Source organism: Malaciobacter sp. (genome assembly GCF_055140965.1).
Genome location: NZ_JBSRRO010000009.1, coordinates 37,945 through 60,520 on the forward strand (window position 1 = coordinate 37,945; position 22,576 = coordinate 60,520).

Annotated in this window: 25 protein-coding genes; 8 read left to right on the plus strand and 17 right to left on the minus strand. The window is 27.1% G+C overall.

The genetic code is table 11. From position 1 onward, the window contains the following. Window positions 1–4 precede the first annotated feature (4 nt). Window positions 5–214, minus strand: coding sequence for a hypothetical protein (locus ACTCCZ_RS04350; RefSeq protein WP_079578706.1), 210 nt, complete (start codon window positions 212–214; stop codon window positions 5–7). Window positions 215–317: 103 nt separating this feature from the next. Here ACTCCZ_RS04350 and ACTCCZ_RS04355 point away from each other — a divergent pair, with 103 nt between their 5' ends. Further along, window positions 318–2,291 carry a TonB-dependent receptor gene (locus tag ACTCCZ_RS04355; RefSeq protein ID WP_079578708.1) on the plus strand — a complete coding sequence of 658 codons (1,974 nt, stop codon included), beginning with the start codon at window positions 318–320 and terminating at the stop codon, window positions 2,289–2,291. A gap of 21 nt (window positions 2,292–2,312) precedes the next feature. Here ACTCCZ_RS04355 and ACTCCZ_RS04360 read toward each other — a convergent pair whose 3' ends face one another. Beyond that, window positions 2,313–3,545 (minus strand): HD domain-containing protein, encoded by a 1,233-nt coding sequence (locus ACTCCZ_RS04360; RefSeq protein WP_079578710.1) that lies wholly within the window; start codon window positions 3,543–3,545, stop codon window positions 2,313–2,315. Beyond that, a complete protein-coding gene (locus tag ACTCCZ_RS04365; RefSeq protein ID WP_265734240.1) occupies window positions 3,532–3,657 on the minus strand; it encodes a hypothetical protein in 126 nt (41 codons plus the stop codon). Before ACTCCZ_RS04365 ends, ACTCCZ_RS04360 begins: the two co-directional genes overlap by 14 nt. Window positions 3,658–3,793: 136 nt before the next feature. Between ACTCCZ_RS04365 and ACTCCZ_RS04370 the strand changes: the two genes are divergently transcribed. Both ACTCCZ_RS04370 and ACTCCZ_RS04375 read left to right on the plus strand, forming a co-directional pair. Further along, window positions 3,794–4,774, plus strand: coding sequence for a DUF2156 domain-containing protein (locus ACTCCZ_RS04370; RefSeq protein ID WP_079578712.1), 981 nt, complete (start codon window positions 3,794–3,796; stop codon window positions 4,772–4,774). Next, on the plus strand, window positions 4,771–5,187 hold the full coding sequence (locus ACTCCZ_RS04375; RefSeq protein ID WP_079578714.1) for a GNAT family N-acetyltransferase: 417 nt from the start codon (window positions 4,771–4,773) through the stop codon (window positions 5,185–5,187). The genes ACTCCZ_RS04370 and ACTCCZ_RS04375 overlap by 4 nt, the downstream gene beginning before the upstream one ends. Window positions 5,188–5,195: 8 nt before the next feature. Here the strand turns inward: ACTCCZ_RS04375 and rpiB are convergent, their stop codons facing one another. From rpiB to folD, 3 genes are read right to left on the minus strand one after another with little or no spacing between them, the layout of a single operon-like run. Further along, window positions 5,196–5,651, minus strand: a complete 456-nt coding sequence (gene rpiB, locus ACTCCZ_RS04380) for a ribose 5-phosphate isomerase B (protein WP_079578716.1) — start codon at window positions 5,649–5,651, stop codon at window positions 5,196–5,198. A 1-nt stretch (window position 5,652) separates the two neighbouring features. Continuing rightward, window positions 5,653–6,438, minus strand: coding sequence for a signal peptidase I (gene lepB, locus ACTCCZ_RS04385; protein ID WP_079578718.1), 786 nt, complete (start codon window positions 6,436–6,438; stop codon window positions 5,653–5,655). Next, window positions 6,431–7,300, minus strand: coding sequence for a bifunctional methylenetetrahydrofolate dehydrogenase/methenyltetrahydrofolate cyclohydrolase FolD (gene folD, locus ACTCCZ_RS04390; RefSeq protein ID WP_079578720.1), 870 nt, complete (start codon window positions 7,298–7,300; stop codon window positions 6,431–6,433). The genes lepB and folD overlap by 8 nt, the downstream gene beginning before the upstream one ends. Before the next feature lie 74 nt (window positions 7,301–7,374). On the opposite strand from folD, the gene ACTCCZ_RS04395 reads away from it, so the two are divergent. The 5 genes from ACTCCZ_RS04395 (at window position 7,375) to ACTCCZ_RS04415 (ending at window position 10,421) form a co-directional block, all read left to right on the plus strand. Next, window positions 7,375–7,725 carry a PB1 domain-containing protein gene (locus tag ACTCCZ_RS04395; protein ID WP_079578722.1) on the plus strand — a complete coding sequence of 117 codons (351 nt, stop codon included), beginning with the start codon at window positions 7,375–7,377 and terminating at the stop codon, window positions 7,723–7,725. A 75-nt stretch (window positions 7,726–7,800) separates the two neighbouring features. Then, entirely contained in the window at window positions 7,801–8,337 is a 537-nt protein-coding gene (locus ACTCCZ_RS04400; RefSeq protein WP_079578724.1) for a 50S ribosomal protein L25/general stress protein Ctc, read from the plus strand. Between the two features lie 6 nt (window positions 8,338–8,343). Continuing rightward, window positions 8,344–8,895 carry an aminoacyl-tRNA hydrolase gene (gene pth / locus ACTCCZ_RS04405; protein WP_079578726.1) on the plus strand — a complete coding sequence of 184 codons (552 nt, stop codon included), beginning with the start codon at window positions 8,344–8,346 and terminating at the stop codon, window positions 8,893–8,895. A 2-nt stretch (window positions 8,896–8,897) separates the two neighbouring features. Then, a complete protein-coding gene (locus tag ACTCCZ_RS04410) occupies window positions 8,898–9,965 on the plus strand; it encodes an LptF/LptG family permease (protein ID WP_079578728.1) in 1,068 nt (355 codons plus the stop codon). Between the two features lie 9 nt (window positions 9,966–9,974). Then, window positions 9,975–10,421 carry an NUDIX domain-containing protein gene (locus ACTCCZ_RS04415; protein WP_079578730.1) on the plus strand — a complete coding sequence of 149 codons (447 nt, stop codon included), beginning with the start codon at window positions 9,975–9,977 and terminating at the stop codon, window positions 10,419–10,421. On the opposite strand, the gene ACTCCZ_RS04420 is transcribed toward ACTCCZ_RS04415, so the two are convergent. The 11 genes from ACTCCZ_RS04420 to ACTCCZ_RS04470 all read right to left on the minus strand — a co-directional run bounded on the left by ACTCCZ_RS04420 (window position 10,384) and on the right by ACTCCZ_RS04470 (window position 22,468). Beyond that, the gene (locus ACTCCZ_RS04420) at window positions 10,384–11,745 is read right to left on the minus strand and encodes an N-acetylmuramoyl-L-alanine amidase family protein (RefSeq protein WP_228145326.1); all 1,362 of its coding nucleotides are present in this window, start codon (window positions 11,743–11,745) and stop codon (window positions 10,384–10,386) included. The two genes, ACTCCZ_RS04415 and ACTCCZ_RS04420, sit on opposite strands and share 38 nt — an antisense overlap. Window positions 11,746–11,777: 32 nt before the next feature. Beyond that, window positions 11,778–12,854 carry a nitronate monooxygenase gene (locus tag ACTCCZ_RS04425; protein WP_079578731.1) on the minus strand — a complete coding sequence of 359 codons (1,077 nt, stop codon included), beginning with the start codon at window positions 12,852–12,854 and terminating at the stop codon, window positions 11,778–11,780. An 11-nt stretch (window positions 12,855–12,865) separates the two neighbouring features. After that, window positions 12,866–14,074 (minus strand): tyrosine--tRNA ligase, encoded by a 1,209-nt coding sequence (tyrS, locus tag ACTCCZ_RS04430; protein WP_079578733.1) that lies wholly within the window; start codon window positions 14,072–14,074, stop codon window positions 12,866–12,868. 20 nt (window positions 14,075–14,094) lie between these two features. After that, complete coding sequence (locus tag ACTCCZ_RS04435) at window positions 14,095–16,239, minus strand: RelA/SpoT family protein (RefSeq protein WP_079578735.1); 2,145 nt, start codon at window positions 16,237–16,239, stop codon at window positions 14,095–14,097. 42 nt (window positions 16,240–16,281) lie between these two features. Then, complete coding sequence (locus tag ACTCCZ_RS04440) at window positions 16,282–16,503, minus strand: DNA-directed RNA polymerase subunit omega (RefSeq protein WP_079578737.1); 222 nt, start codon at window positions 16,501–16,503, stop codon at window positions 16,282–16,284. Between the two features lie 12 nt (window positions 16,504–16,515). After that, window positions 16,516–17,223: a UMP kinase gene (gene pyrH / locus ACTCCZ_RS04445; RefSeq protein WP_079578739.1), complete on the minus strand. Its 708-nt coding sequence runs from the start codon at window positions 17,221–17,223 to the stop codon at window positions 16,516–16,518. Window positions 17,224–17,288: 65 nt separating this feature from the next. Then, window positions 17,289–18,356 carry an ATP-binding protein gene (locus ACTCCZ_RS04450; protein WP_079578741.1) on the minus strand — a complete coding sequence of 356 codons (1,068 nt, stop codon included), beginning with the start codon at window positions 18,354–18,356 and terminating at the stop codon, window positions 17,289–17,291. Next, window positions 18,353–19,279, minus strand: a complete 927-nt coding sequence (gene pdxA, locus ACTCCZ_RS04455; RefSeq protein WP_079578743.1) for a 4-hydroxythreonine-4-phosphate dehydrogenase — start codon at window positions 19,277–19,279, stop codon at window positions 18,353–18,355. The genes ACTCCZ_RS04450 and pdxA overlap by 4 nt, the downstream gene beginning before the upstream one ends. Next, on the minus strand, window positions 19,276–20,055 hold the full coding sequence (locus ACTCCZ_RS04460) for a pyridoxine 5'-phosphate synthase (RefSeq protein ID WP_079578745.1): 780 nt from the start codon (window positions 20,053–20,055) through the stop codon (window positions 19,276–19,278). The genes pdxA and ACTCCZ_RS04460 overlap by 4 nt, the downstream gene beginning before the upstream one ends. A 79-nt stretch (window positions 20,056–20,134) precedes the next feature. Continuing rightward, window positions 20,135–21,544 carry an anthranilate synthase component I family protein gene (locus ACTCCZ_RS04465; protein WP_079578747.1) on the minus strand — a complete coding sequence of 470 codons (1,410 nt, stop codon included), beginning with the start codon at window positions 21,542–21,544 and terminating at the stop codon, window positions 20,135–20,137. Window positions 21,545–21,556: 12 nt separating this feature from the next. Next, window positions 21,557–22,468 carry an SPOR domain-containing protein gene (locus ACTCCZ_RS04470; RefSeq protein ID WP_079578749.1) on the minus strand — a complete coding sequence of 304 codons (912 nt, stop codon included), beginning with the start codon at window positions 22,466–22,468 and terminating at the stop codon, window positions 21,557–21,559. Window positions 22,469–22,576 lie beyond the last annotated feature (108 nt).

Genomic DNA, 22,576 nt, shown 5'->3' on the forward strand with positions numbered 1-22,576 from the left:
AATACTACTTCAAGCCCTTTTTTAATCTTTGTTTGAACTCATCTTTAGATAGATATTTACTAGTACTTAGCGTAGGTATTTTATCTTGAGTACTTAAAGATTTCTTTGATTCATCAACTTTTAGATTTTTTACCATTCCAATTTTTAAACTCTTAAGTATTGTAAGAATAGTACTTAAGTTTTTATTGTCAACTTCAAAAGATATTTTTGCCATTAATTCTCTCTTCTTTTCTTCTATTATATCAAAAAATTATTTTATTATTTAACTTTTAATTAACACATCAAAGCTAATATTTGAAAAAATTTAAAGGAAGAGTATGAAAAAATCTTTAGTTTTATCATTTAGTGCTATTGCTGTTTTAAGTGCAAATGAGCAAGTAAGTTTAGAATCAATTCTTGTATCTGATACATTAAACTCAAAAGTTGTAAAAGATATAAGTAATGAAAATCTAAAATCAGCAGATTTAGCACAAGCTTTAAGTGAAGTATCACCTTCAATCTCACTTGTAAGACGAAGTGGTATTGCAAATGATATTATAATAAGAGGTCAAAAAAAAGATAATATTAATATCTTAATAGATGATGCAAAGATATATGGTGCATGTCCAAATAGAATGGATCCGCCAACTTCACATGTTCTTACAAATAATATACAAAGTGTTGAAGTTATTGAGGGACCTTATGATGTTGAAAATTTTGGTACATTAAGTGCTAAGGTAAAAGTAAATACAAAAAAACCAAAAGAGGGTTTTTTAGGTGATGTAAATGTTAATTATGGAAGTTATGGTTATAGTAAGTATTCTGCAACACTTAGTGGAGGAACAAAAGATATAAAAGCACTTATCTCTGCTTCAACTGAAAGCAGTGAGCAGTATGAAGATGGAGATGGTAATACTTTAGCCCAACAACTTGAAAAAAATAGTAAAGATGACACAAGAGTGTATAGTGATAAATACAAAGATATGGATGCTTATGAAAAGAAAACTTTTATGAGTAAATTATACTTTAATCTAGATGATAAACAAGAGATAAATCTATCTTATACAGCAAATAGAAGTGATGATATTTTGTATGCAAATACTGGTATGGATGCAATATATGATGACTCTGATATTTATACTTTTAATTACATAGCAAATGATTTATCAACTTTTTCTAAAAAACTAAAATTTAATACTTATTACTCAAAAGTAGATCATCCTATGGCAACAACATATAGAAAAAATGGTGCAATGGAAATGACAAATCATATGAAATCAAAAATAAAAGGTGCTAAACTTCAAAATGATATGAATCTTTTAAATGGAGTTTTAACTTTAGGCTTAGATACAAGCAAAAGAAGCTGGGAGGGAGAGTATAGTAATAAAACTAATCCTTATTTAGCAGATAGTATTTCAAAAACTAATACAAAAAATAAAGCAGTTTTTGCAAAATACAATAAAGATATAAATGCTTTAAATATTGAACTTGCTTCAAGATATGATAGAACTGATATAAAAACTGATGGAAATGAACAAGATAATGATTATAACTCTTTAAATGCTTACTTATTAACTACATATAAAGCAAATAGTAGTTTAAATCTTTTTGCAGGAGTTGGAAAATCAAGTAGGGTTCCAGATGCAAGAGAGTTGTATTTTAAAAAAAGTGGAAAATTAGTAGGAACACCAGATCTAGATCAAACAAAAAACTATGAAATAGATTTAGGTTTTGAAAAAACTATTGGTGATTTTAAAATCAAAACAAAACTATTTTATTCTATGTTAAAAGATTATATAGTTTACAATGCTTCAAAAGTAGAAAATAAGTTTGAAAATATAGATGCAAAAATATATGGATTTGATATAAGTGGGTTTTATTATGCAAGTGATGAATTATATTTTGATTATGGTTTAGCTTATCAAAGAGGCAAAAAAGATGAGGCCTTAGATGGACAAAATGATACAAATTTAGCTGAAATTGCGCCACTTAAAGCAAGAATTGCTTTAAATTATGAAGTAGGTAAAAATAGCTTTAAAGCTTCATATATTGCTTCAAAAGCTTGGAGTAACTATGATGAAGAAAATGGTGAACAACATCTTGGTGGATATGGTATTTTAAACTTAAAATATGAAAATAGTTATATAAAAAATACAGTAGTAACACTAGGTGTTGATAATGTTTTTGATAAAACATATGCCACAAGTAATACATATAAAGATTTAACTTTACTTTCATCAACAAGTGATGAGGTAATGCTATTAAATGAACCTGGAAGATATGTATATGTAAATATAAAATATAGTTTTTAAACTAAAAGAGGAACTCCTCTTTTAGTCAAAATCAAATCTTGCTTGGGTTTGTCCTGTACTTCCAAACTCTTCATCAATTTGTCTTGCAAGCTCTTTAAAATCAATTCCTTGAACCGTTTTCAAACCTTTAAAAATATGTTTTTTACCACTTTGTAGCTCTTTTGATTTTATACCATGGGAGATTGATAAACTAGCTTCAATAAAAGCTGAAAGCTTATCACACTGTTTTAAAGCTTTCCCATCAATAGGACTATATTTATCAAGGTTATAATCATCAATATTATCTACAATTTTTATTTGATCTTTATAGTTGATCTTATTTAAAAATTCATCTTTTTTATTATTTTCATAAAGTCCTAAAAGATATGAAAACTCCTCTTTTAATCCCTCTGGAATAAAAGGAAGTATGTCATCTTCGATTTTTATTATTTCATACTCTGCAATAATATCTGATAACTCATCAACACTATATTTTACAGGGGAGATTATATCTCTTGTTAAAGCTTCAGGTAAATCATGAAATAGTGCAGTATAAAAGTTATTTTCCAATCTTTTATCACAAGCATTTACATCTTTTGAATAAAAATATGCAAATAGTGCAACTGTTAGCATATGACCTAAAACTGAAGTTTCAGGAATTCTTGGTGTTTGTGCCCATCTTTTTTGAAATCTTAGTCTTCCACTTAAATCAATAATTCTTGAAAGTTTTTTATTTAAAGATATTTTCCTAACTCCTATTAGCTCATAATAATCTTCTATTTCATCTTCTACACTTCTTTTGACATTTTCAATATCAGTTAGAAATTTTGAAGTTTGATATACTATTGAAAACTCCCATTTTGTTGCTAAATATGATGCAGCTTTAAGTATAAATCTCTCTTTTTTATACATATTTGAATCATATAAATACTCTTCGAATTTTTTTAAAAAAACTCCATTTTGTATTGGTTCTAATGAATCTTTTAGTTTTTCAATTACCCAAGAGTTTATCTCTTTTGATTTTTTTTGAATAGCTTTTCTAAATACATCAGGTCTAATATCTGTTACAACTATTCTTCTTAGAAACTCAAAAATACCTGCTTCTATTAAGTGTGTGTAGTTAATATCATCTTCTAATTTTGCAATAAAAAAAGCTATTATAAATTTATGAGCTTGCTTATCAAGTTCAACTAACTCAACCATTCTTGGATAATCATTCCATCTTTGAATTGAAGCTGATGAAAAAATATAGTCAATTATTTTAGGATTTATCATTTTTTTTATCTTTATCTTTAGAATCATTATTAAAAAATATCATGTTTTTCCCTAGCATTATTAGTGCTGCTACTGTTCCAACTACTACATATGCTACCCAAGGTTCATGCATTTTAACTCTTTATTTTTGTTTTGATTATCACATAATATTGATAAATAGGTACTTAGAAAAAACTTTTTTTATTTTTGACGCAAAATAAAAAAATAGATGTATAATTTCAAAAATTTTATAAGGAAAAAGAGAAAAAATGTCAACTTTGACTATAAATAATTTTTGTTTAAAGCATTTTGATTTAAATGCAAAAGATGAGATGACTAAATATCTAAAATTAATCAATGTAGAACTTAGTGATTATACATTTGCTGGAAATTATATTTGGCTTTCTACTGCAACAGGCTTTTATGGAATAGTAAATGATACTTTTTGTTTATTTGTATTAAATTCTGGTGAATTAAGTATGTTATTACCTCCTCTTGGTAAAAAAGAAAACACATACGAAGCAATTTGTACATGTTTTGAAATAATGAATTCTCACAATAGTAGAATCAATTATTCAAAAGTTGAATATGTACATGAAAATATATTAGAAGGATTTGTTGATTATTTAGAAGAGGGTACTTTAATTTATGATATGTTAAAAGATTATGTAATTGAGAAAAAATTAGTTGATTATATCTATAAAGTTGATGATTTAATAGATTTAAAAGGTGATTCATATAAATCAAAAAGAAATGAAATAAATAAATTTAGAAAAATCTATCCAAATTTTACTTTAGAAGTATTAGAAAAGAAGAAGCATGCAAATGATGTACTAAATTTATTTAATAAATGGGTAACTGATAGAACAAAATATATGCCCAAAGAAGAAGTTGAAGTTTTTTTAGATGGAATATATTTTGAAAGATTTGCTATTAAAAGATTAATTAATGATTATGAAAATTTAGATGTAATAGGATTAGTTATTTATATTGATGATGAAATAAAAGGCTTTACTGTTGGTGAAAAAATAAATGAACAAACAGCTAGTATTATTATTGAAAAAACAGATTTTGAAATACTTGGATGTGCACAATTAATATTTAGAGAGTTTACAAAATTATTGAAAGAAAAATATAATGTTTCTTATATAAATGTAGGAGATGACATGGGATTTGAAAATCTAAAAAAAGTTAAGATGTCTTATCGACCAAATAAATTAATTCCAAAATATACAATTTATCAAAAATGATACAAATAGCTAGAAAAAAAGATTTAAATGATATCTTTATTATTGAACAAAATGTTTTTAAAGATGATATTTTCTCTTTAAGTAAAGCTTGTTTAAATTATCATATAAATAAAAATATAGTTTTTAAAGTAATATATGAGAATAAAACCATTGGCTATTGTTTATGGCTTAAAAGAAAAAGTTATTATAGACTTTACTCTTTTGCAATATTAAAAGAGTATCAAGGTAAAGGCTTTGCTTCAAAATTGTTAAGTTTTTCAATAGAAAAATTAAAAGATAAATCCCATCAATTAGAAGTTAAACAATCAAATAAAAAGGCAATACTATTATATGAAAAATTTGGATTTAAAAAGTATAAGATATTAGAAAATTATTATAAAAAAGAGAATGGATACTTAATGAGAAGAGTATAAGAATAATCTTATACTCTACAGCTTCCCATCTTACCTAAAGCATTTATTTTTTTAACTCTTTGTTCATGTCTTCCACCCTCAAAAGAAGAAGCTAACCAAGAGTCTATAATAGCTTCAATCATACCATATCCACTAACTCTTTCACCTAAACACATTACATTTGCGTCATTGTGTTCTCTTGCCATTTTAGCAGAGTATTCATTGTGACATAAAGCAGCTCTAATCCCATCAAATTTATTTGCAGACATAGACATACCAATACCAGAACCACAAATCAAAATACCAAAGCTGTTTTCATTTTTCAAAACTTTTTCACATACTTTAACAGCAAAATCTGGATAATCAACTCTATCTTTAGAGTAAGGACCTAAATCTTCTACTTCATGCCCTTTACTTTCAAATAGTTCTTTTACATATTTTTTAATATCAATTCCCGCATGATCTGCTGCTATAAAATATTTCATTTTAGTAAATCCCCTCTTTATGATTTATATCTAACTCTTTTCCTTTTAAATCTTCTTCTAAAGATTCAACTGTTCTAAAAACTCTATCCCATCTAATCTTTTTATTTTCATCCCAAGAAAAATAGATAAACCAAGGTTTACCTACAATATTTTTGTATTCAACAGTTCCCCAAAATCTTGAGTCATTTGAATGGTCTCTATTATCACCCATCATAAAGTATTCTCCTTTTGGAACTTTAATAGGTAACATATTAAATAGTTGAGCTGGAGCTAGACCTGTGTTTTGTACTTCTGGATCATTATGTATTCCAGGATGGTTTTTTTGATAAGGATTAATAACCCAAAGTTTTCCCTCAACATTTAAAATTTGTTCTTGCGCAAAATTCTTTTTTACATACTCATTTCCCTCTTTTGGGTGTAAAATAAGATTTTTATTTTGAATAAGAACTAAATCTCCTCCTGTTGCTACTAATCTTTTTACATAATGAATTGTATCATCTTTTGGATATCTAAATACCACAATATCACCACGCTTTGGTTTGTCACCTTCTATTAGATGACCATTATTATTAAAATCTGGTAAAACAGGTACTTCAATCCAAGGAATTCTTGGAACAGGAATTCCATAAGAGAATTTTTTAACAAAAAGCATATCTCCAATAAGCAAAGTATTTTTCATACTTCCACTAGGAATTACAAAAGCTTGTGCAACAAAAAAAATAATACCTAATACAATTATAATTGTGCCAGTCCATGAACTAGCCCAGTTGTAAGCTTTTTTAATCATTTAGTTTTCTTTCTCTTTCTTCTCTTAATCTTGCTGCTTTAATTGTATTAACTAAAAGCATAGCAATTGTCATAGGACCAACACCACCTGGCACAGGTGAGATATATGCACATTTTTTTGAAACATTTTCAAAATCAACATCCCCAACTAATTTTCCAGTATCAAGTCTATTTATACCAATATCAATAACAACTGCACCATCTTTTACCATATCTTCTGTAATTAGATTTACTTTTCCCACACCAACACAAATAATATCTGCATTTTTTGTATGCTCTTTTAGATCTTTTGTATGTATATGACAAGTTGTAACTGTTGCATTTGCATTAAGTAATAGTGTTCCCATAGGTTTACCAACAATATTACTTGCACCTATTACACAAACATTTTTACCTTTAGGGTCAATATTGTACTCTTCTAATAGTCTCATCACACCATATGGTGTTGCAGGAGTAAAAGAGTCAAGTCCTAAAGTCATTCTTCCTGTATTATACGCATGAAAACCATCAACATCTTTTTCAGGTGCAATAGCTTCTAATATAGCAGTTGTATCAACATGTTTTGGAAGTGGTAATTGAACTAATATTCCATCAATATTTGGGTTTTTGTTCATCATTGCTAAAATTTCTAAAATTTTATCTTGAGATATAGTTTCTGGCATTTCGTGAACAATAGAGTAAATCCCAGCTTGTTTACACGCTTTACTTTTCATATTTACATAAGCAGCACTAGCAGGATCAGCTCCTACTAAAACTACAGCAAGTCCAGGTGTAATACCTTTTTCTTTTTGAAGCTCTTCAACCTCAAACTTTATTTCTTCTTTTATTTTATTAGATAATGCTTTTCCATCAAGTATTGTCATGGGGATTAAACCTTATATATGTTTTAATTTTAGGTTGATATAATACCAAAAACATTTTTACACAAAGGTTAAGATTGAGATTACTATTTTTATTACTTCTAATTATTACAACTATTTTTGCCACAGATGATGATAACTCATTTATTACAAAATATGAGTATGGGGCAATGCTTTATGAAAACCCTAGAGGAGTAGGGTGTAATAAATGCCATAATAATGGTAAAAAAGAAGTAATAATTGCAAAATATAGAGATAAAAAAGGAGCACTTAAATATATAAAAGTTCCTCCACTTACAAATATTAGTTTTAAAGATTTTAAAATAAAATTAAGAGCAGATAAAACAGAATCTCTAATCATGCCAACATATTTTTTAACTGATGAAGAGTTAGAATCTTTATATTATTATATACAAAAACTAAAATAGTTTTTAAAAGTAAAGCTATTATTAATATTAATTTAAATATAATGCGCAACTTAATTTTAAAACAAAGGAATGTTTATGTTAGAGGGTATCGTAAGAGATAGTATGACAAAACTAGAAACTAAATCTTTAAGAAGAGATGGTTACTTAATTGCTAATATCTATGGTAAAGGTTTAGAAAATATCAATGCTGCGTTTAAAACGAATGAGTTTATTAAAACGTTAAAAAACAAAGAAACACTTTCGTTTGATGTATCTGTTGGTGGAAATAATTTAAAAGTTGTTGTTCAAGAGTATCAAAAAGCTCCAATTACTTCTGAGTTATTACATGTTGATTTAATGGTTGCACAACCAGGTGTAAGAACTACTTATAAAGTTCCTGTTAAAGTTGAAGGTACTCCAATTGGTCTTAAAAATAAAGGTTTATTCATTTTCCATAAGAAAAGAGTTCCTGTTAAGACTACTTATGAGAATTTACCACAAAGCTTTAATCTAAATATTGATAAATTAGATACAGGTGACAATATCTTAGTTAGAGATTTAGAATTACCTGAGGGTGTTGAGTGTTTCTTAGACCCAAGAGTACCAATCGTTGGTGTAATCAAAGCTAAGTAATTTATAATGGCTTTAATAGTTGGACTTGGCAATATAGGTGAAAAATATCTATTAACTAGGCACAACATAGGTTTTATGGTCATCGATGAGATGGCCAAAAACTTAAATACTACTACAATTAATAAATCAAATTTTAAAGCAGATGTTTTAAAATCTTCAAATGACTTACTAGTAAAACCAAAAACTTTTATGAATCTATCAGGTGATGCAGTTATTGCAATAAAAAACTATTATAAACTTGAAAATGAAGAAATAATTGTAATTCATGATGATTTAGATTTGCCTTTTGGAGCAGTTAAATTTAAAATCGGTGGTGGCCATGGTGGTCACAATGGATTAAAATCAATTGATTCACATATAGGAAAAGATTATATAAGAGTTAGAATAGGAATTGGAAAACCACAAAATAAAGAAGATGTGGTAAATTATGTATTAAACAACTTCTCAAAAGAGGAATTAAATAGATTAAAAGATATAATACCCCATACTATCAAAGCTATAGATGCACTAAAAGCTGAATCTATAAATGAAGTAAAATCTAAATTTACATTGAAGTAATAATGAGCATATTAACAAAATATATTTTACAAAAATATCTTAAAAGTTTTTTTATTGTTTTAGTATCACTACAACTATTTTTTGTAGGGATTGATTTTTTTCAAAATATGAAAAGTCTTCCAGATTCTGCAAACTTACAACTATTGTATCTATTTTATAATAGCTTTTTTACCCTTACTTTAACTTTACCATTATCATTAGTATTTGGTTGGATTTTAACTTTAGTAATATTAATAAAAGGCAATGAGTTGGTTGCTTTTATAGCACTTGGAATTAGTAAAAATAGAATCTATTCACCTGTTATAAAAATCTCTTTCTTGTTATTGCTTGCACTAATATTTCTTCAAGCAACACCACTTGCTTACTCATATGAACAAAAAAGTAAAATTTTGGATGATGAGTATTTTATTAGTACAAAATCAGATATCTTTTTGAAATACAATGACTATCACATTTTCTTTCAAAAACTATATCCAATAGAAAAAAGAGCTGAAAATATTCATATTTTTAAAGTTATTGATAAAGATTTAGTTGAAAGTATTGTCGCAAAAAAAGCTTATTTTCAAAATAATAGATGGTATGTAATAGATGCAAAAATTACTAAAAAACCTAAAAATATTGATTTTGAAGAGTCAAAAATAGAAGTTAGCCATGAGAGATTTTTACATACACTTGAGGGCTTTAAGCCAAAGATATTAAACAATGTATATGAGTCAAAATCAACTTTTTCAATTATTGATGCAGTATCAGCATTAATATTACTAGATAAGCAAGGAATTAATACAGATAAAATAAGAGCAGCATTGTATTATGAAATTATTGTGTCGTTTTTTATTTTACCATTGATGATTATTATTTTTGCATACTCTTCTTTAAATAGTAGGTTTTTTAATATTGGTAAATTCACTTCTCTTTCAATATTTTTTACTTTAATATCATGGGGAATTTTCTTTTTATTACATAAATTTTCAAATAATGGTACACTTTTACCTGAAGTTTCACTACTATTACCAATATTTTTATGGTACACTTTATCTTATTTTATTTATAAGAAAAAAATATCCTACTAAAGGAGAATTATGAGTAAACAAATTAAGGCATATGGACTTGCTTTATATAAAAAAGAGAAAAATAAGATTAAGTTATTGCTTTGCAAATCTATAAAAAGTGAAAGCAAATGGGGTTTTTTAAAAGGTGTTCAATTAGCAAAAGAAACTGCTAAACAGTGTGCAAAAAGAGAGTTTCGTGAAGAGTCAGGAATAGATGTTTGCATTGATGATTTTGAGCAATATTTTGAACAAAAAAATAAAGAAAAAGATATAGGTCTTTGGTTAGTAAATGCAAAAAATATAAAAAATATTGATAAATATTTTTTAGAAGATAAACTACAAGATAGTTATCTTTCTTGGGAAAATAGTAAAGTTAAATTTTTTGACTTAGATAATCTACCTCAGTTCAAAAAGAAACAAAAAGATCTTATTATTAGTATTAAGGATTTTTTAGAAAATAAGAATCAATTCCATTAGCAATTCCATTTGCTAATAGTTTTTGATAACTACTTTTATATAATCTTTTCCCCTCTGTTGGGTGTGAGATATATCCTACTTCTATTAAAATAGATGGCATTTGAGCTCCTACTAAGACCCAAAATGGTCCTTCTCTTACTCCACCATCAACTGTATCTTTATATTTTTGTTGTAAAGTATATAGCATATTTTGTTGTACATCAATAGCTAGTTTATTTGAAGCTGTAATTTTACTTTGATTAAGTACTGTTAAAAATGAGTTTTTAGTTGAATTACTCATAGATCTTACATCACTACTATTCTCTTTTGCTGCAACTCTTTTTGCTCTTGCACTTCTTGCAGGACTTAAGAAAAATGTTTCAACACCTTTTACTTTGTGTGCTTTACTTTTTGCAATAGAGTTTGCATGTATTGATAAAAATATATCTGCATTTTTTTTATTTGCTAAAATTGTTCTATTTCTAACTTCGATAAAAGTATCACCTTTTCTAGTAATATAAACATCATAGCCTCTTTTTTTAAGTATATTATATAAATATTTACCTACAGCTAATACAACTTTCTTTTCATATTTTTTATTAGAGCCTACTGCTCCTACATCTTTTCCACCATGACCCGCATCTATTACAACTACTTTTCTTTTATATCTGTTTACATTTATAATATTTCTATTTGTATTTGTTTTTGTTGTATTTGAATTAACATTTGAACTTATATTTAAAAACTTTATTATTATTTGTTTTTTATTTACTATATAAATTGGATTTAATTTACTTTTATCTCTTACTTTTATATGTAAAAGATTTTTCTCTTTTTGAATGATATATATTCTATCAATTCCAGAAATTTCAAGTTTTGTTGGTCTTGCATCTTTAAAAGAGCCTTTGATGTCAAAAAGATATAAATTAGAGTATTTAGTTTTATCAATACTATAATCTATATGTTTTTTAGTGATATTTGTATAAAAATCAATTACTATCATATTGTTTTTTGTATATACATTTTTTACTGTATAATTTAAACTATTCGTTTTAGGCTTAGGTTTGTTTTTTGTTACTTTTTTAGCTGTTTGTGCTTTTTGTACTTTAGTTTTTGTAGTAGTTTTTGAACTTGTAGCATTCTTTCTTTTTTTTATCTTTGCTAACTCTTTTTCATATTTTGAAGTGTTATGACCTAACTTTTTGCCGTATTTTATTATGTTTTCAAGATGTTTTATCTCCAAAGCAGTATTATTATTTAATACTGCTCTTAGATAACTCATTCTATTTGCATTGTATTCTTCTTCAATACTATTTGCAAATGCAAAGTTTAAATTTAATAGCAATAAAGAACATAGTAATATTTTTTTAAAAATAACTACTCTCCTTTAGTTAGTTTTTCCATAAGTTCATGAACAGATATTATTTTATCTAATTTATACCCATTTGAACCTGTGAAAAACAATCCTGTATCCAAATCACCTTTATAAGCTGCTCCTAGCCTATCTGCTATACAATAACCAACTATTTTTGCTTCTTGACCTCTATGACAAGGCGATACACAATTTGAAATACAAGCAATTTTTGGTGCAGTTTTATTTTCAATAGAAGCTTGTAAGTTAGTCATAACTGCTCTTGCAGGAAGACCAACAGGAGATTTCATAAGTTTTATATCACTCTCTTTTGCATCAATTAAAACTTTTTTCATATTTGTATCAACATCACATTCATGAGTTCCAATAAATCTAGTTGCCATTTGTACACCAGCGCATCCAAGAGCTAAAAATTTGTCAATATCATTTTTATCCCAAATCCCACCAGCTGCTATTACAGGAATATTATCTGCACATTTTTTAGCTTCTTCAATAACAGGACCTACTATATTTTCAAGTTGGTACTCTTCTTGAAGACACTGTTCATAAGTGAAGCCTTGGTGACCACCTGATTTTGGTCCCTCAACAATAATTGCATCTGGAAGTTTATTATATCTTTTCCATTTTCTACAAATAAGTCTTAATGCTCTAGCACTTGATACAATAGGTACTAATGCAACATCTGGAAAATCTTTTGTAAATTGTGGCATATTAGTAGGTATACCAGCACCAGTAATTAGTATATCTGCACCTGCTTCACAGGCATCTTTTACAACTCTACCATAATCATTTATAGCATGTAAAATATTACATGCAAGTGGTGCATCGCCACAAATTTTTCTAGCATTTTTAATAATAGTAGTTAAAGCTTCTTTTGAATAAAAATTCAAAACATCAACTGGCTTATCTTTTTTAGTCTTTACAGAAAACTCATCACTTTTATAATATCCTGTTCCTACTGATGAGATAACACCTAGTCCTCCCTCTTTACTTACAGTACCAGCTAGTCTATCCCAACTGATACCTACACCCATTCCACCTTGAATTATGGGGTGCTTAATCTCATACTTTCCTATTCTCAATACTAGCCCTTTTATTTTATTGTAATCTTTGCGAAATTCTTTTTACCTTTTTGTAAAATAAATTCACCAGATTTTAAATTAAGTTTCTCATCAGTTGTTTTCTCTTGATTTATCTTCACAGCACCCGCTTTAATATCTCTTCTTGCTTGTGAAGTTGAATTTACAAGTTTTGCATCAACTAATGCTTGACAAATCCAAATTCCTGCTTCAAATTCAAACTCTTCAATATCACTTGGAATGTCTTTTTTTGCAAATATTTTTTCAAACTCTGCTTTTGCAAGTTCTCCTGCACCTTTACTATGGTATGTATCTACAATCTCCATAGCAAGCTCTTCTTTTACTTTTTTAGGGTGTAAAGATCCATCTTTTACACCTTCTTGTAATTGTAGAATCTCTTTTATTGATTTTTTCGATAATAGCTCATAATATTTCCACATTAATTCATCAGAAATTGATAATAGCTTTCCAAACATATCATTAGCTGCATCTGTAACACCTACATAGTTCCCTAAAGATTTAGACATTTTTTGAATACCATCTAAGCCCTCAAGTAAAGGAGTCATTAGTACAGCTTGTTGTTTTTTACAATCATAAGCTTTTTGTAAAGTTCTTCCCATTAAAAGATTAAATTTTTGGTCAGTTCCACCCATTTCTATATCAGTATGCATTGCTACTGAATCATAGCCTTGAAGTAATGGATATATAAATTCACTTACTGCAATTGGAGTGTTTGAAGAGTATCTTTTTGAAAAGTCATCTCTTTCTAACATTCTTGCTACTGTTAAGTTTGAAGCAAGATTAATAATACCTGCTGTTCCTAACTTACCTAGCCAATCACTGTTAAACATTACTTTTGTTTTCTCTGGATCCAAAATTTTAAATACTTGTTCTTTATATGTTTCAGCATTTTCTAAAACTTGCTCACTGCTTAATACTTTTCTAGTTTCACTTTTTCCTGTTGGATCTCCAATAGTTGCAGTAAAATCACCAATTAAAAACTGTACAATTCCACCAAATTTTTGGAATGTTGCAAGTTTTCTTATAAGTACAGTATGCCCTAAATGCAAATCAGGAGCAGTAGGATCAAAGCCAGCTTTTACATAGAAATTTTCACCTTTTTCATAAAAGTTTCTTACTAATTTTTCAATAGCTTCCATATCAATTATTTCTGCACATCCTCTTTGTATCTCTAGTAGTGCATTTTTAATCTTCTCTTCCATTTATCCTCTTTTATAAAATATTATTTATTGTATGCATCTTTTTTTGAAAAAAACTCAATTACTTTTGCTTTTTGTTCTACGATTTTTCTAACTTCTTCCACATTTGAGTTATTTATCTCAAACTCTATATCACAGTATTGTCTGTAAGAGTGCTTTTCTCTACCATAATCAACACTTAAAATATAACCCTCGTATTTTGACATATACATTAATAGTTTTGCTAATTCACCTTTTGTATTAGCAAGGGAAACAACCATCTTATATGGATATAAAGTATCTTTTGTCCATTTACAAAATAGCATGTTTTGTTTTGATTTTATTTTCTTATATGCTTTATCACACATCTTATGATGAATGATGGCTTTATTACCATCTTTAAAAGCTACTATATCATCTCCAAATTTTGGATGACAACAGTGGTCAAATGATACAGAATTTATACTAAAATTTGAATATATTAAAATATTATCAAATTTATACTTCTTTAATTTACTTGCAAGGATTTTAAATCTTGTTACTAATCCATGCTCTTTTATCATTCTTGTCTCAATTTGCTTTTTTACATGTCTTAAAAAGTCAAGATTATTTGCTATTTTATGTAAAGAATCAAAATTATGTGTATTTGTTATTTCTTGAGTATATCTTACAAAAATAGTATCAATTATATTTTTACCTGTAAGTTCATTTAACTCTTTTTGTCTATGAGAACAAAGCATTTTAATCTGTTTTTTTGCTCTGTTTGTTTTTACCATATCTACCCAAGAACATCTAAGAATAGGGTGGTCAGTTGTTTTTATAGCTACTATATCTGAACTTTTAAGCTCTGTTAAAAGTGGTTTTTTAATCTTATTTATAAAACATTCAAAAGCATTTTTACCAACATCTGTATGTACAGCATATGCAAAATCATATGCTGTAGAACCTCTTGGGAGATTAAAAGTATCACCATGGGGAGAATAAACTACAATCTCTTCTGAATATAAATCATCTTTTGTATCTGCATAGAACTCTTCAACATTTTCATTTGAAAACTCTAAAGATTTAAGCCAATTTAAATTTGGTCCATTTTTTGCACCACTTTTATATTTCCAATGTGCAGCAATACCATACTCTGCTATTTTATGCATCTCAAAACTTCTAATTTGTATTTCATATATTTTAGAATTATAAAAAACAGTTGTATGAATAGTTCTATATCCATTCTCTTTAGGTGTTGATACATAATCTTTAAATCTTGAAATTAAAGGTTTGTAAGCTAAGTGTAAATGACCCAAAACCTTATAACAATCAATCTCTTCTGGAACTAATACTCTAATTGCAAGCAAGTCAAGTACTTCATCGATACTTACACCTTTTCTTTGCATTTTTAAATAAATAGAGTAATGATGTTTGATTCTACTTAAGATTTTTACTTTTGATGCGTCATAACCATTTTTTTCAAGTATATTTTTAGTATTACTAATAAAATTATTAAATGTTAATTGAATTGCATGTTGATGATCTTTTATGAATTTATCTATTTTATTATATTCTTTTGGATAAATATAGTAAAAAGCTAAATCTTCAAGATGATTTTTAAGTGTTGAAATCCCAAGTCTATGAGCAATAGGAACATAAACTACTAAAGTCTCTTCAGCAATTCTTTTTTGTTTATTTTCAGGAAGTGCATCTAGCGTTAACATATTGTGAAATCTATCACAAAGTTTTACTAAAAGTACTCTAACATCATCAATTGATGCAATAAGCATTTTTCTAAAAGTCATAGCAGAAGATATAGTTTTTGCTTCATGTGTAGATAAACTTGAAGAAAACTCACTTTCTCTAATTTCAACTATTTTTGTAAGTCCATCAACCATATGGGCAATATCTTCACCCCAGTTTTCTTTTACAAATGTTAAATCATACTCTGTATCTTCAACAACATCATGTAAAAGTGAAGTGGCAACTACTGCTTCATCAGGGCTAAAGTATGCTGTGATTGAAGCAACAAGTAAGGGATGAACAGCATAAGGTTCACCACTTTTCCTAAATTGGTTATCATGAGCTTTAATACTAAAGTCTATGATATTTTTTAATTTAGGTGTTATTATAGTATGTTTTTTTAGCTCTTCAATAGCACCATCGATTGTGTTGATGCTTTGAATTGTTTCTATGAATGGATCCATAATATCACATAAAGAAATTATAAAAGTTTTAAACTTTTATAATTAATCTTCTTTATCTATTAAACCCTCAATAACTAATAAACCATTTGCAATTTCATCAATTGCAATATCAGTATATTTCATGTTTTGTGTATTTTGCTCAAGTAGTGGTTTTGCTCCCTTACTTAAATCGTCTGCTCTTTGCCCAACAGCGATTGATAAAATATATCTATCATTATTTACTTTCTCTAAGGCCTTAGCCATTCTTTCTTCTAATCTTAGCATTAATAATCCTTTTTATTTAACAATTGAACATTTACTAGTATCACCATTGATGATTTTTAGTAAGTTACCTTTTTCACTCATATTAGCAACTACAATTGGAAGTTTGTTATCTTTTGCTAATGCAATTGCAGTATCATCCATCACTTTAATATGATCTTCTAGCGCTCTATCATATGAAATAGTATCAAGTTTAACAGCATCATCATATTTCATAGGATCTTTATCATAAATACCATCAACTTTTGTAGCTTTAATTAACATAGATGCATTTATTTCTGTTGCTCTTAAAGTTGCAGCAGTATCAGTTGTAAAGTATGGATTACCTGTACCTGCACTAAAAATTACAACTCTATTTTTCTCAAAGTGTCTAATAGCTTTTCTTACAATAAATGGCTCAGCAATTTGTTCCATTTTTATAGCAGTTTGTAGTCTTGCATTTAAACCTTTATATTCTAATGCTTCTTGCATAGCAACACCATTTATAACAGTTGCTAGCATACCCATATAATCAGCACTAGTTCTTTTAATTACACCATCAGCAGCAGCAGTAACACCTCGAATGATATTACCTCCACCAATAACAATACCTACTTCAATACCATTATCAACTAAGTTTTTAATTTCATCTGCGATATAGTCCAAAATCTGAGTATCTATACCGTAACCTTCTTCACCAGCTAATGCCTCACCAGAAAATTTAACAAGTACTCTTTTATTCATTTATTTCCTTTTAGAATTTGGTGATTATATCTAAAAAAAAATTAATAGTGATTTAAGATAAACTTTTAACTAACTGCCCATTCAAAAAAAGGTAATACTTCAACTTCAATATCATTTATAAAAAAGTTTTCACTGTAACCTACGGTTACAATATCAATCTTTTTAATCTCATTCTCTTTTAAAACTTTATTTAATTTCTTTTCTATTCCTTTTTTTAATAAAGGATTAAAAAAGGGAATAGATAAAATTACATAATTTTCACTTGGAATAAAAAAATCGATATTATCAAGATAATATATTTTTTCAAAATTTGATTCAAGTTGCAAAAAAACCATATTTGTAAACTCATTTTTAAATTTTTTTGCATGAGAAATTGCATTCAAAAAAGCATGATTATAAGAGTATACTTTCTTTATTGCTTTTTCTTGATTATATTTTGGTAAAAAATAGACTAATCCTGAGTTTTCAAAAGTTTTAACTGTGGCATAAAATTTGTCTTTTGAAATTTTTATTTGATTTTTAAGTGTATTAAATAATTGATATAGTGATTTTTTTTCATCAATATTTAAAAATAAAATTTTAAGTATATACTCATAAGTCTCATCTTTTGTATATAATCTTAATATTTCTTGTAATCTTCTCTCTTTTGTATGCTCTTCTAAATTTACAACTCCTGGCATATTTCCATATTTTAAAAAGTTATTAAATGCTTGAGTTGCTGTGTGAAATCTCGTTTCATGAAGTAAATATTCCTCAAAATCTAGTGCTTTTACATGCAAATGTTCAAAGTTTTCAAGAGTTAATTTATTATGATTTGAGATAATAATACTTTCACATTTTGGTAATTCAAATGAAAAATCAAAATTCTCTAAAACTAAAATCTTGATTTTTTTTTCAATTATAAAACTACTTAAATGAACTCTTATTTCTTCTAAATCATTCCTAAAATCTTTAAAATCTATATAGATATAATCATTTGTGTCAAAGTTCGCAAGATAGTCATATATTAAATATGTTTTTCCACATTTAGGTGCTCCATAAACAAATGTTTTTTTACTCTTTATTTTTACTTTTCTTTCTAAAAAACTAATTTTTGAAAAATCAAGTTCATAGCATACTTCTAAAGTTTTCATTTTTTACTATTTATTAGATTTATTGCTTCTTTTATGGAATTTAAATAGCTTTTTTTATTTATATTTGCATCTTTGTATGCAATATCAAAAGCAGTTCCATGGTCAACTGATGTTCTAATAATAGGAAGATTTAAACTTACATTTATACTTTGATCAAAATATAAAGCTTTCAAAGGCGCTAATCCTTGGTCATGATACATACAAACAAAATATTTGCAAGATTTTCTATTTGTTTTTGAAAATGCAGTATCAGGTACAATAGGACCTTTGAAAATATCTTTTTTCAATATTTTATTTGCATTTTTTATTGCTTTAAATATCTCAACCTCTTCATTTCCTAAAACTCCATTATCACTTGCATGGGGATTTAAACCTAATACTTGAATATTATTTTGTTTTACATTTTCATAAAAATTACATAAAAATGTTGTTAAAGTTTCTTCATTGATTTTTTTAGGAACTTTTTTAAGTGCAATATGTTCAGTATAAAGAGCAACAAACAATTTTTTGCATCCAAGCATCATAATTGCATCTTGTCCAAAATAGCTTCTTAAAACTTCTGTATGACCTTTAAAATCAATATTTGCTTTATTCCATGACTCTTTATTTATTGGTAGTGTTACAACAGCATTTGCTTTTCTTTTTTCTGTAAGATTAATTGCATCTATAAATGAAGTATAAGAGTACTTGCCACTTTTTTTAGATACTTGCCCTGGCTTAATTTCAAACTCACCTTTAGTTTTATAAATTTCAAAATCATTAGGAATTTCTAAATTTAAAAGTTTTGCACCTTGTTTTAACATTTCATTATTTATACAATAAATAGGCTTGCAAATTTTTTTTATTTTTTCATGACTTTGTAGGGCAATTTGTAAACCAATACCATTTAAATCACCAATAGATATTGCTATTTTATGTTTCATTTGATTGACTCTTTCATATCTAATATTGCTTGATACAATCCAGTATAAACTGATCTTGCAATAATACTTTGACCAATATTTAATTCACTAATTGTTTTAATAGAAGAAATCAAACTTACATTTTGATAGTTAAGTCCATGTCCAGCTGCAACTTTTAAGTTTAATTGATCTGCTTTATTTGAAGCTTTTTTTATCTGTTTTTTTGACTCTTTAAGCATCACTTTTAGCTCTTGTCTTGGTAATTCTAACTCTTTAATGCTATGATGAGTATTTCTTAAATTTCCATGTAACATTGCATAAATATTTGCAAATGTACCTGTATGAAGCTCTATCCATTCAACTTTTAATTCACTACTTAGTTTTATTGTCTCTTTTTTTGGATCTATAAATAGTGATACTTCAATCTCATTATCATGAAGTTTTTTAATAGCTTTTTTTATTTTCTCAAAATTTGATTTTACATCAAGACCACCCTCTGTTGTAACTTCTGCTCTATTTTCAGGAACTAAAGTTGCTCTTTGTGGTTTTAATTTACATACAATATCAATAATTTCATCATTTATTGAACACTCTAAATTTACAGGTAGGCTTGAGTTTTCTATAATTTTTTTTGCGTCATCATCATGTATATGTCTTCTATCTTCTCTTAAATGAATAGTTATTTGATCTGCATTTGCTAATTTACAAATACCTAAAGCATCAAGAGGATTTGGATCATTTATCTTTCTTGCTTCTCTTAAAACAGCAATGTGGTCAATATTTACTCCAAGTAACACTATGTATCCTTTTGTTAGTTTTTAATTATGTTATCTAATATTTAATTTTATAAGAATAAAGTAGAAAAAAGAGTATCTTTTAAGATAACTCTTTCAATGTTGCTATATTTGCAGCAAGTTTATTATGTACTTCAAGATATTCAAGCTCATTTACAGAATCAGCAACAACTCCAGCACCTGCTTGGAATATAACTTTATCTTTTGTAAGAAGTGTTGTTCTAATAGTTATTGCACTATCCATATTTCCATCAAAACCAAAATATGCAATACTTCCACTATAAAAACTTCTTTTAATACCCTCAAATTGTGCGATTAGTTCCATGGCTCTAATTTTTGGAGCACCTGTCATAGTCCCAGCTGTAAATGTTGCAGCAAATAAATCAAACATATCATACTGCTCATCAACGACTGCTTCAACATCTGAAACAATATGCATTACATGTGAATATTTTTCTATTCTCATTAAATCAGTAACCTTAACAGTTCCAGCTTTAGCAACTCTTCCTACATCATTTCTACCTAAATCTACAAGCATAAGATGTTCTGCTTTCTCTTTTGGATCATCAAGTAACTCTTTTTCAAGCTCTAAATCTCTAGCTAATGTTTTACCTCTTTTTCTTGTACCTGCAATTGGTCTTAAAAGTAGGTGATTATCTACAAGTTTTATCATAACCTCAGGAGAACTACCAGCAATACAAAAATCTTCATACTCCAAAAAAAACAAATATGGACTAGGATTTTTGCTTCTTAAGGCTCTATAAAAACTTAAATGATCAACCTTTGCTTTTTGAATAAATCTATTTGACATAAGAATTTGAAAAACATCTCCACTTCTTATCATCTCTTTTGATTTATCAACCATTTTAAAAAACTGCTCTTTTGTATAGTTGAATTTCCCCTCATCTAAAAGTGTAGCTTTTTTTAAAGGTGTAAAAGTATAAGGAGTATGTAACTGTTTTTCTATAACATCTAGCTGTCTTTCATACTCTTTAACAGAAGTAACCATTACAAGTTTTGAAGTTTTATGATAAAAGCCTAAAATCATTTTTGGTCTTATTAAATCAACATCAGGTATATCTAATTGATCTGTTAAATTATTCATTGATTTTTTTAGTTTTGGTTCAAACTCTTTACCTATATCATAACCTATATTACCAATAAAGCCATCAATTAGTCCAATTCCTAACTCTCTTGCTTTATCTTTGAAAAGTTTTTTATCAAACTTTTTATAATATTTTTGAAGAAACTTTAAAGGATTTGATTCAACTTCATTTATATTTCCATCTTCATCTTTATGAAAACATCTATTATCTTTGTACCAAACCCTTTCTCTATCTCCTATTATAATAAAAGAGTAGTTCCCATCACTTGAATTAATAGTACTTTCAAATAAAAAAGTAATTTCATCTTTATAAAGCTCTTTTACTTTTTCATAAATTGAAACAGGAGTAAACTGGTCTAAAAAAAGCTCTTTTGAATAAAATGTCATTATCAAATGCCCTTAAAATCTAAGAATAAAAGCACTTGATATATTTAGCTTTCTTTTTATTATTGACATATTCTCTTCTGCATTAGCTCTATTTTTATATGGTCCTACTAATACTTTATTATAAACTTTACCATTTACAGTTACTTTATAAATAGTGTAATTAAAACCATTTTTTTCTATCTTTTCAAGATATTTTTTAGCTGGTTGTTTAGAAAAAGCACCAACTTGAACAAAAGTTCCTTTTGGTTTAGAAGTACTTATTTGTTTTTTAACTGTTTTAGTAGTTTCTTGTTTTTTTGCTTCTTGTTTTTTTACAACAGGTTTTGTTACTTGTTTTACTACTTCTTTTTTCTCTTTAATTCCAAAAACATCAGGTTTTGCTGTTTCTTCTTCTACTTTTTTCTCTTTTTGTTCAATAGAATCAATATTTAGCTCACTATCTTGTGTATCTACTTCTTGTGTTTGGTTTGTCTGTTCTTTGATATTTTTTAGTTTTTCATCAATGATTTTTTGATATTGTTGTTCAATACTATCATTTTCTAAACTTTGTTCTTCTTTTGTTTGCTCTTGTGAATTAGAAAATGAATCATCATCACTTGGACTATTTAAAAGACGAATAATAACTATTGTTAATAAAAAAAGAATTATTAAAACAAGCCCTAAAATCAAATATTTTCTTTTATTTGTTTCATTTGATTGACCTGAATTATTAGAAGCACCATTTAGCATAATATCTCCTAGCTCTTGATCATCAATATCTACTTTAACAGCATCATCATCTTGCATATTAGGTTTTGAGTAGTATTGTTGATTTGGTTGAACAGTTTCCTCATCACCTTTAAGCTGTGAAAGTCTTTGTTCTAACTCTTCTGTTTCTTGTTTCTTTTGTACTTTTTTTAAAAAGTCTTCGCCTTTAATTTCCATAACTAATCCTTATTAGTAAGTAGATTGAGAATAAATAACAAAATTAGAAGCAAGAGCTTCAAGTTCTTTGTTTATATCATCTTGAAGTTTTGTGTTTTCAATGTCATC

Coding starts and splice junctions, on each gene's coding strand:
- ACTCCZ_RS04465 (WP_079578747.1), bottom strand. CDS start 21,544: ATGACATTTTATTCAAAAGAGCTTTTTTTAGACCAGTTTACTCCTGTT.
- ACTCCZ_RS04350 (WP_079578706.1), bottom strand. CDS start 214: ATGGCAAAAATATCTTTTGAAGTTGACAATAAAAACTTAAGTACTATT.
- ACTCCZ_RS04360 (WP_079578710.1), bottom strand. CDS start 3,545: ATGATAAATCCTAAAATAATTGACTATATTTTTTCATCAGCTTCAATT.
- ACTCCZ_RS04410 (WP_079578728.1), top strand. CDS start 8,898: ATGAGCATATTAACAAAATATATTTTACAAAAATATCTTAAAAGTTTT.
- ACTCCZ_RS04440 (WP_079578737.1), bottom strand. CDS start 16,503: ATGCTAAGATTAGAAGAAAGAATGGCTAAGGCCTTAGAGAAAGTAAAT.
- ACTCCZ_RS04435 (WP_079578735.1), bottom strand. CDS start 16,239: ATGGATCCATTCATAGAAACAATTCAAAGCATCAACACAATCGATGGT.
- ACTCCZ_RS04415 (WP_079578730.1), top strand. CDS start 9,975: ATGAGTAAACAAATTAAGGCATATGGACTTGCTTTATATAAAAAAGAG.
- pdxA (WP_079578743.1), bottom strand. CDS start 19,279: ATGAAACATAAAATAGCAATATCTATTGGTGATTTAAATGGTATTGGT.
- folD (WP_079578720.1), bottom strand. CDS start 7,300: ATGACAATACTTGATGGAAAAGCATTATCTAATAAAATAAAAGAAGAA.
- lepB (WP_079578718.1), bottom strand. CDS start 6,438: ATGATTAAAAAAGCTTACAACTGGGCTAGTTCATGGACTGGCACAATT.
- pyrH (WP_079578739.1), bottom strand. CDS start 17,223: ATGAATAAAAGAGTACTTGTTAAATTTTCTGGTGAGGCATTAGCTGGT.
- ACTCCZ_RS04355 (WP_079578708.1), top strand. CDS start 318: ATGAAAAAATCTTTAGTTTTATCATTTAGTGCTATTGCTGTTTTAAGT.
- ACTCCZ_RS04370 (WP_079578712.1), top strand. CDS start 3,794: ATGTCAACTTTGACTATAAATAATTTTTGTTTAAAGCATTTTGATTTA.
- tyrS (WP_079578733.1), bottom strand. CDS start 14,074: ATGGAAGAGAAGATTAAAAATGCACTACTAGAGATACAAAGAGGATGT.
- ACTCCZ_RS04375 (WP_079578714.1), top strand. CDS start 4,771: ATGATACAAATAGCTAGAAAAAAAGATTTAAATGATATCTTTATTATT.
- ACTCCZ_RS04400 (WP_079578724.1), top strand. CDS start 7,801: ATGTTAGAGGGTATCGTAAGAGATAGTATGACAAAACTAGAAACTAAA.
- ACTCCZ_RS04365 (WP_265734240.1), bottom strand. CDS start 3,657: ATGCATGAACCTTGGGTAGCATATGTAGTAGTTGGAACAGTAGCAGCA.
- rpiB (WP_079578716.1), bottom strand. CDS start 5,651: ATGAAATATTTTATAGCAGCAGATCATGCGGGAATTGATATTAAAAAA.
- ACTCCZ_RS04470 (WP_079578749.1), bottom strand. CDS start 22,468: ATGGAAATTAAAGGCGAAGACTTTTTAAAAAAAGTACAAAAGAAACAA.
- pth (WP_079578726.1), top strand. CDS start 8,344: ATGGCTTTAATAGTTGGACTTGGCAATATAGGTGAAAAATATCTATTA.
- ACTCCZ_RS04450 (WP_079578741.1), bottom strand. CDS start 18,356: ATGAAAACTTTAGAAGTATGCTATGAACTTGATTTTTCAAAAATTAGT.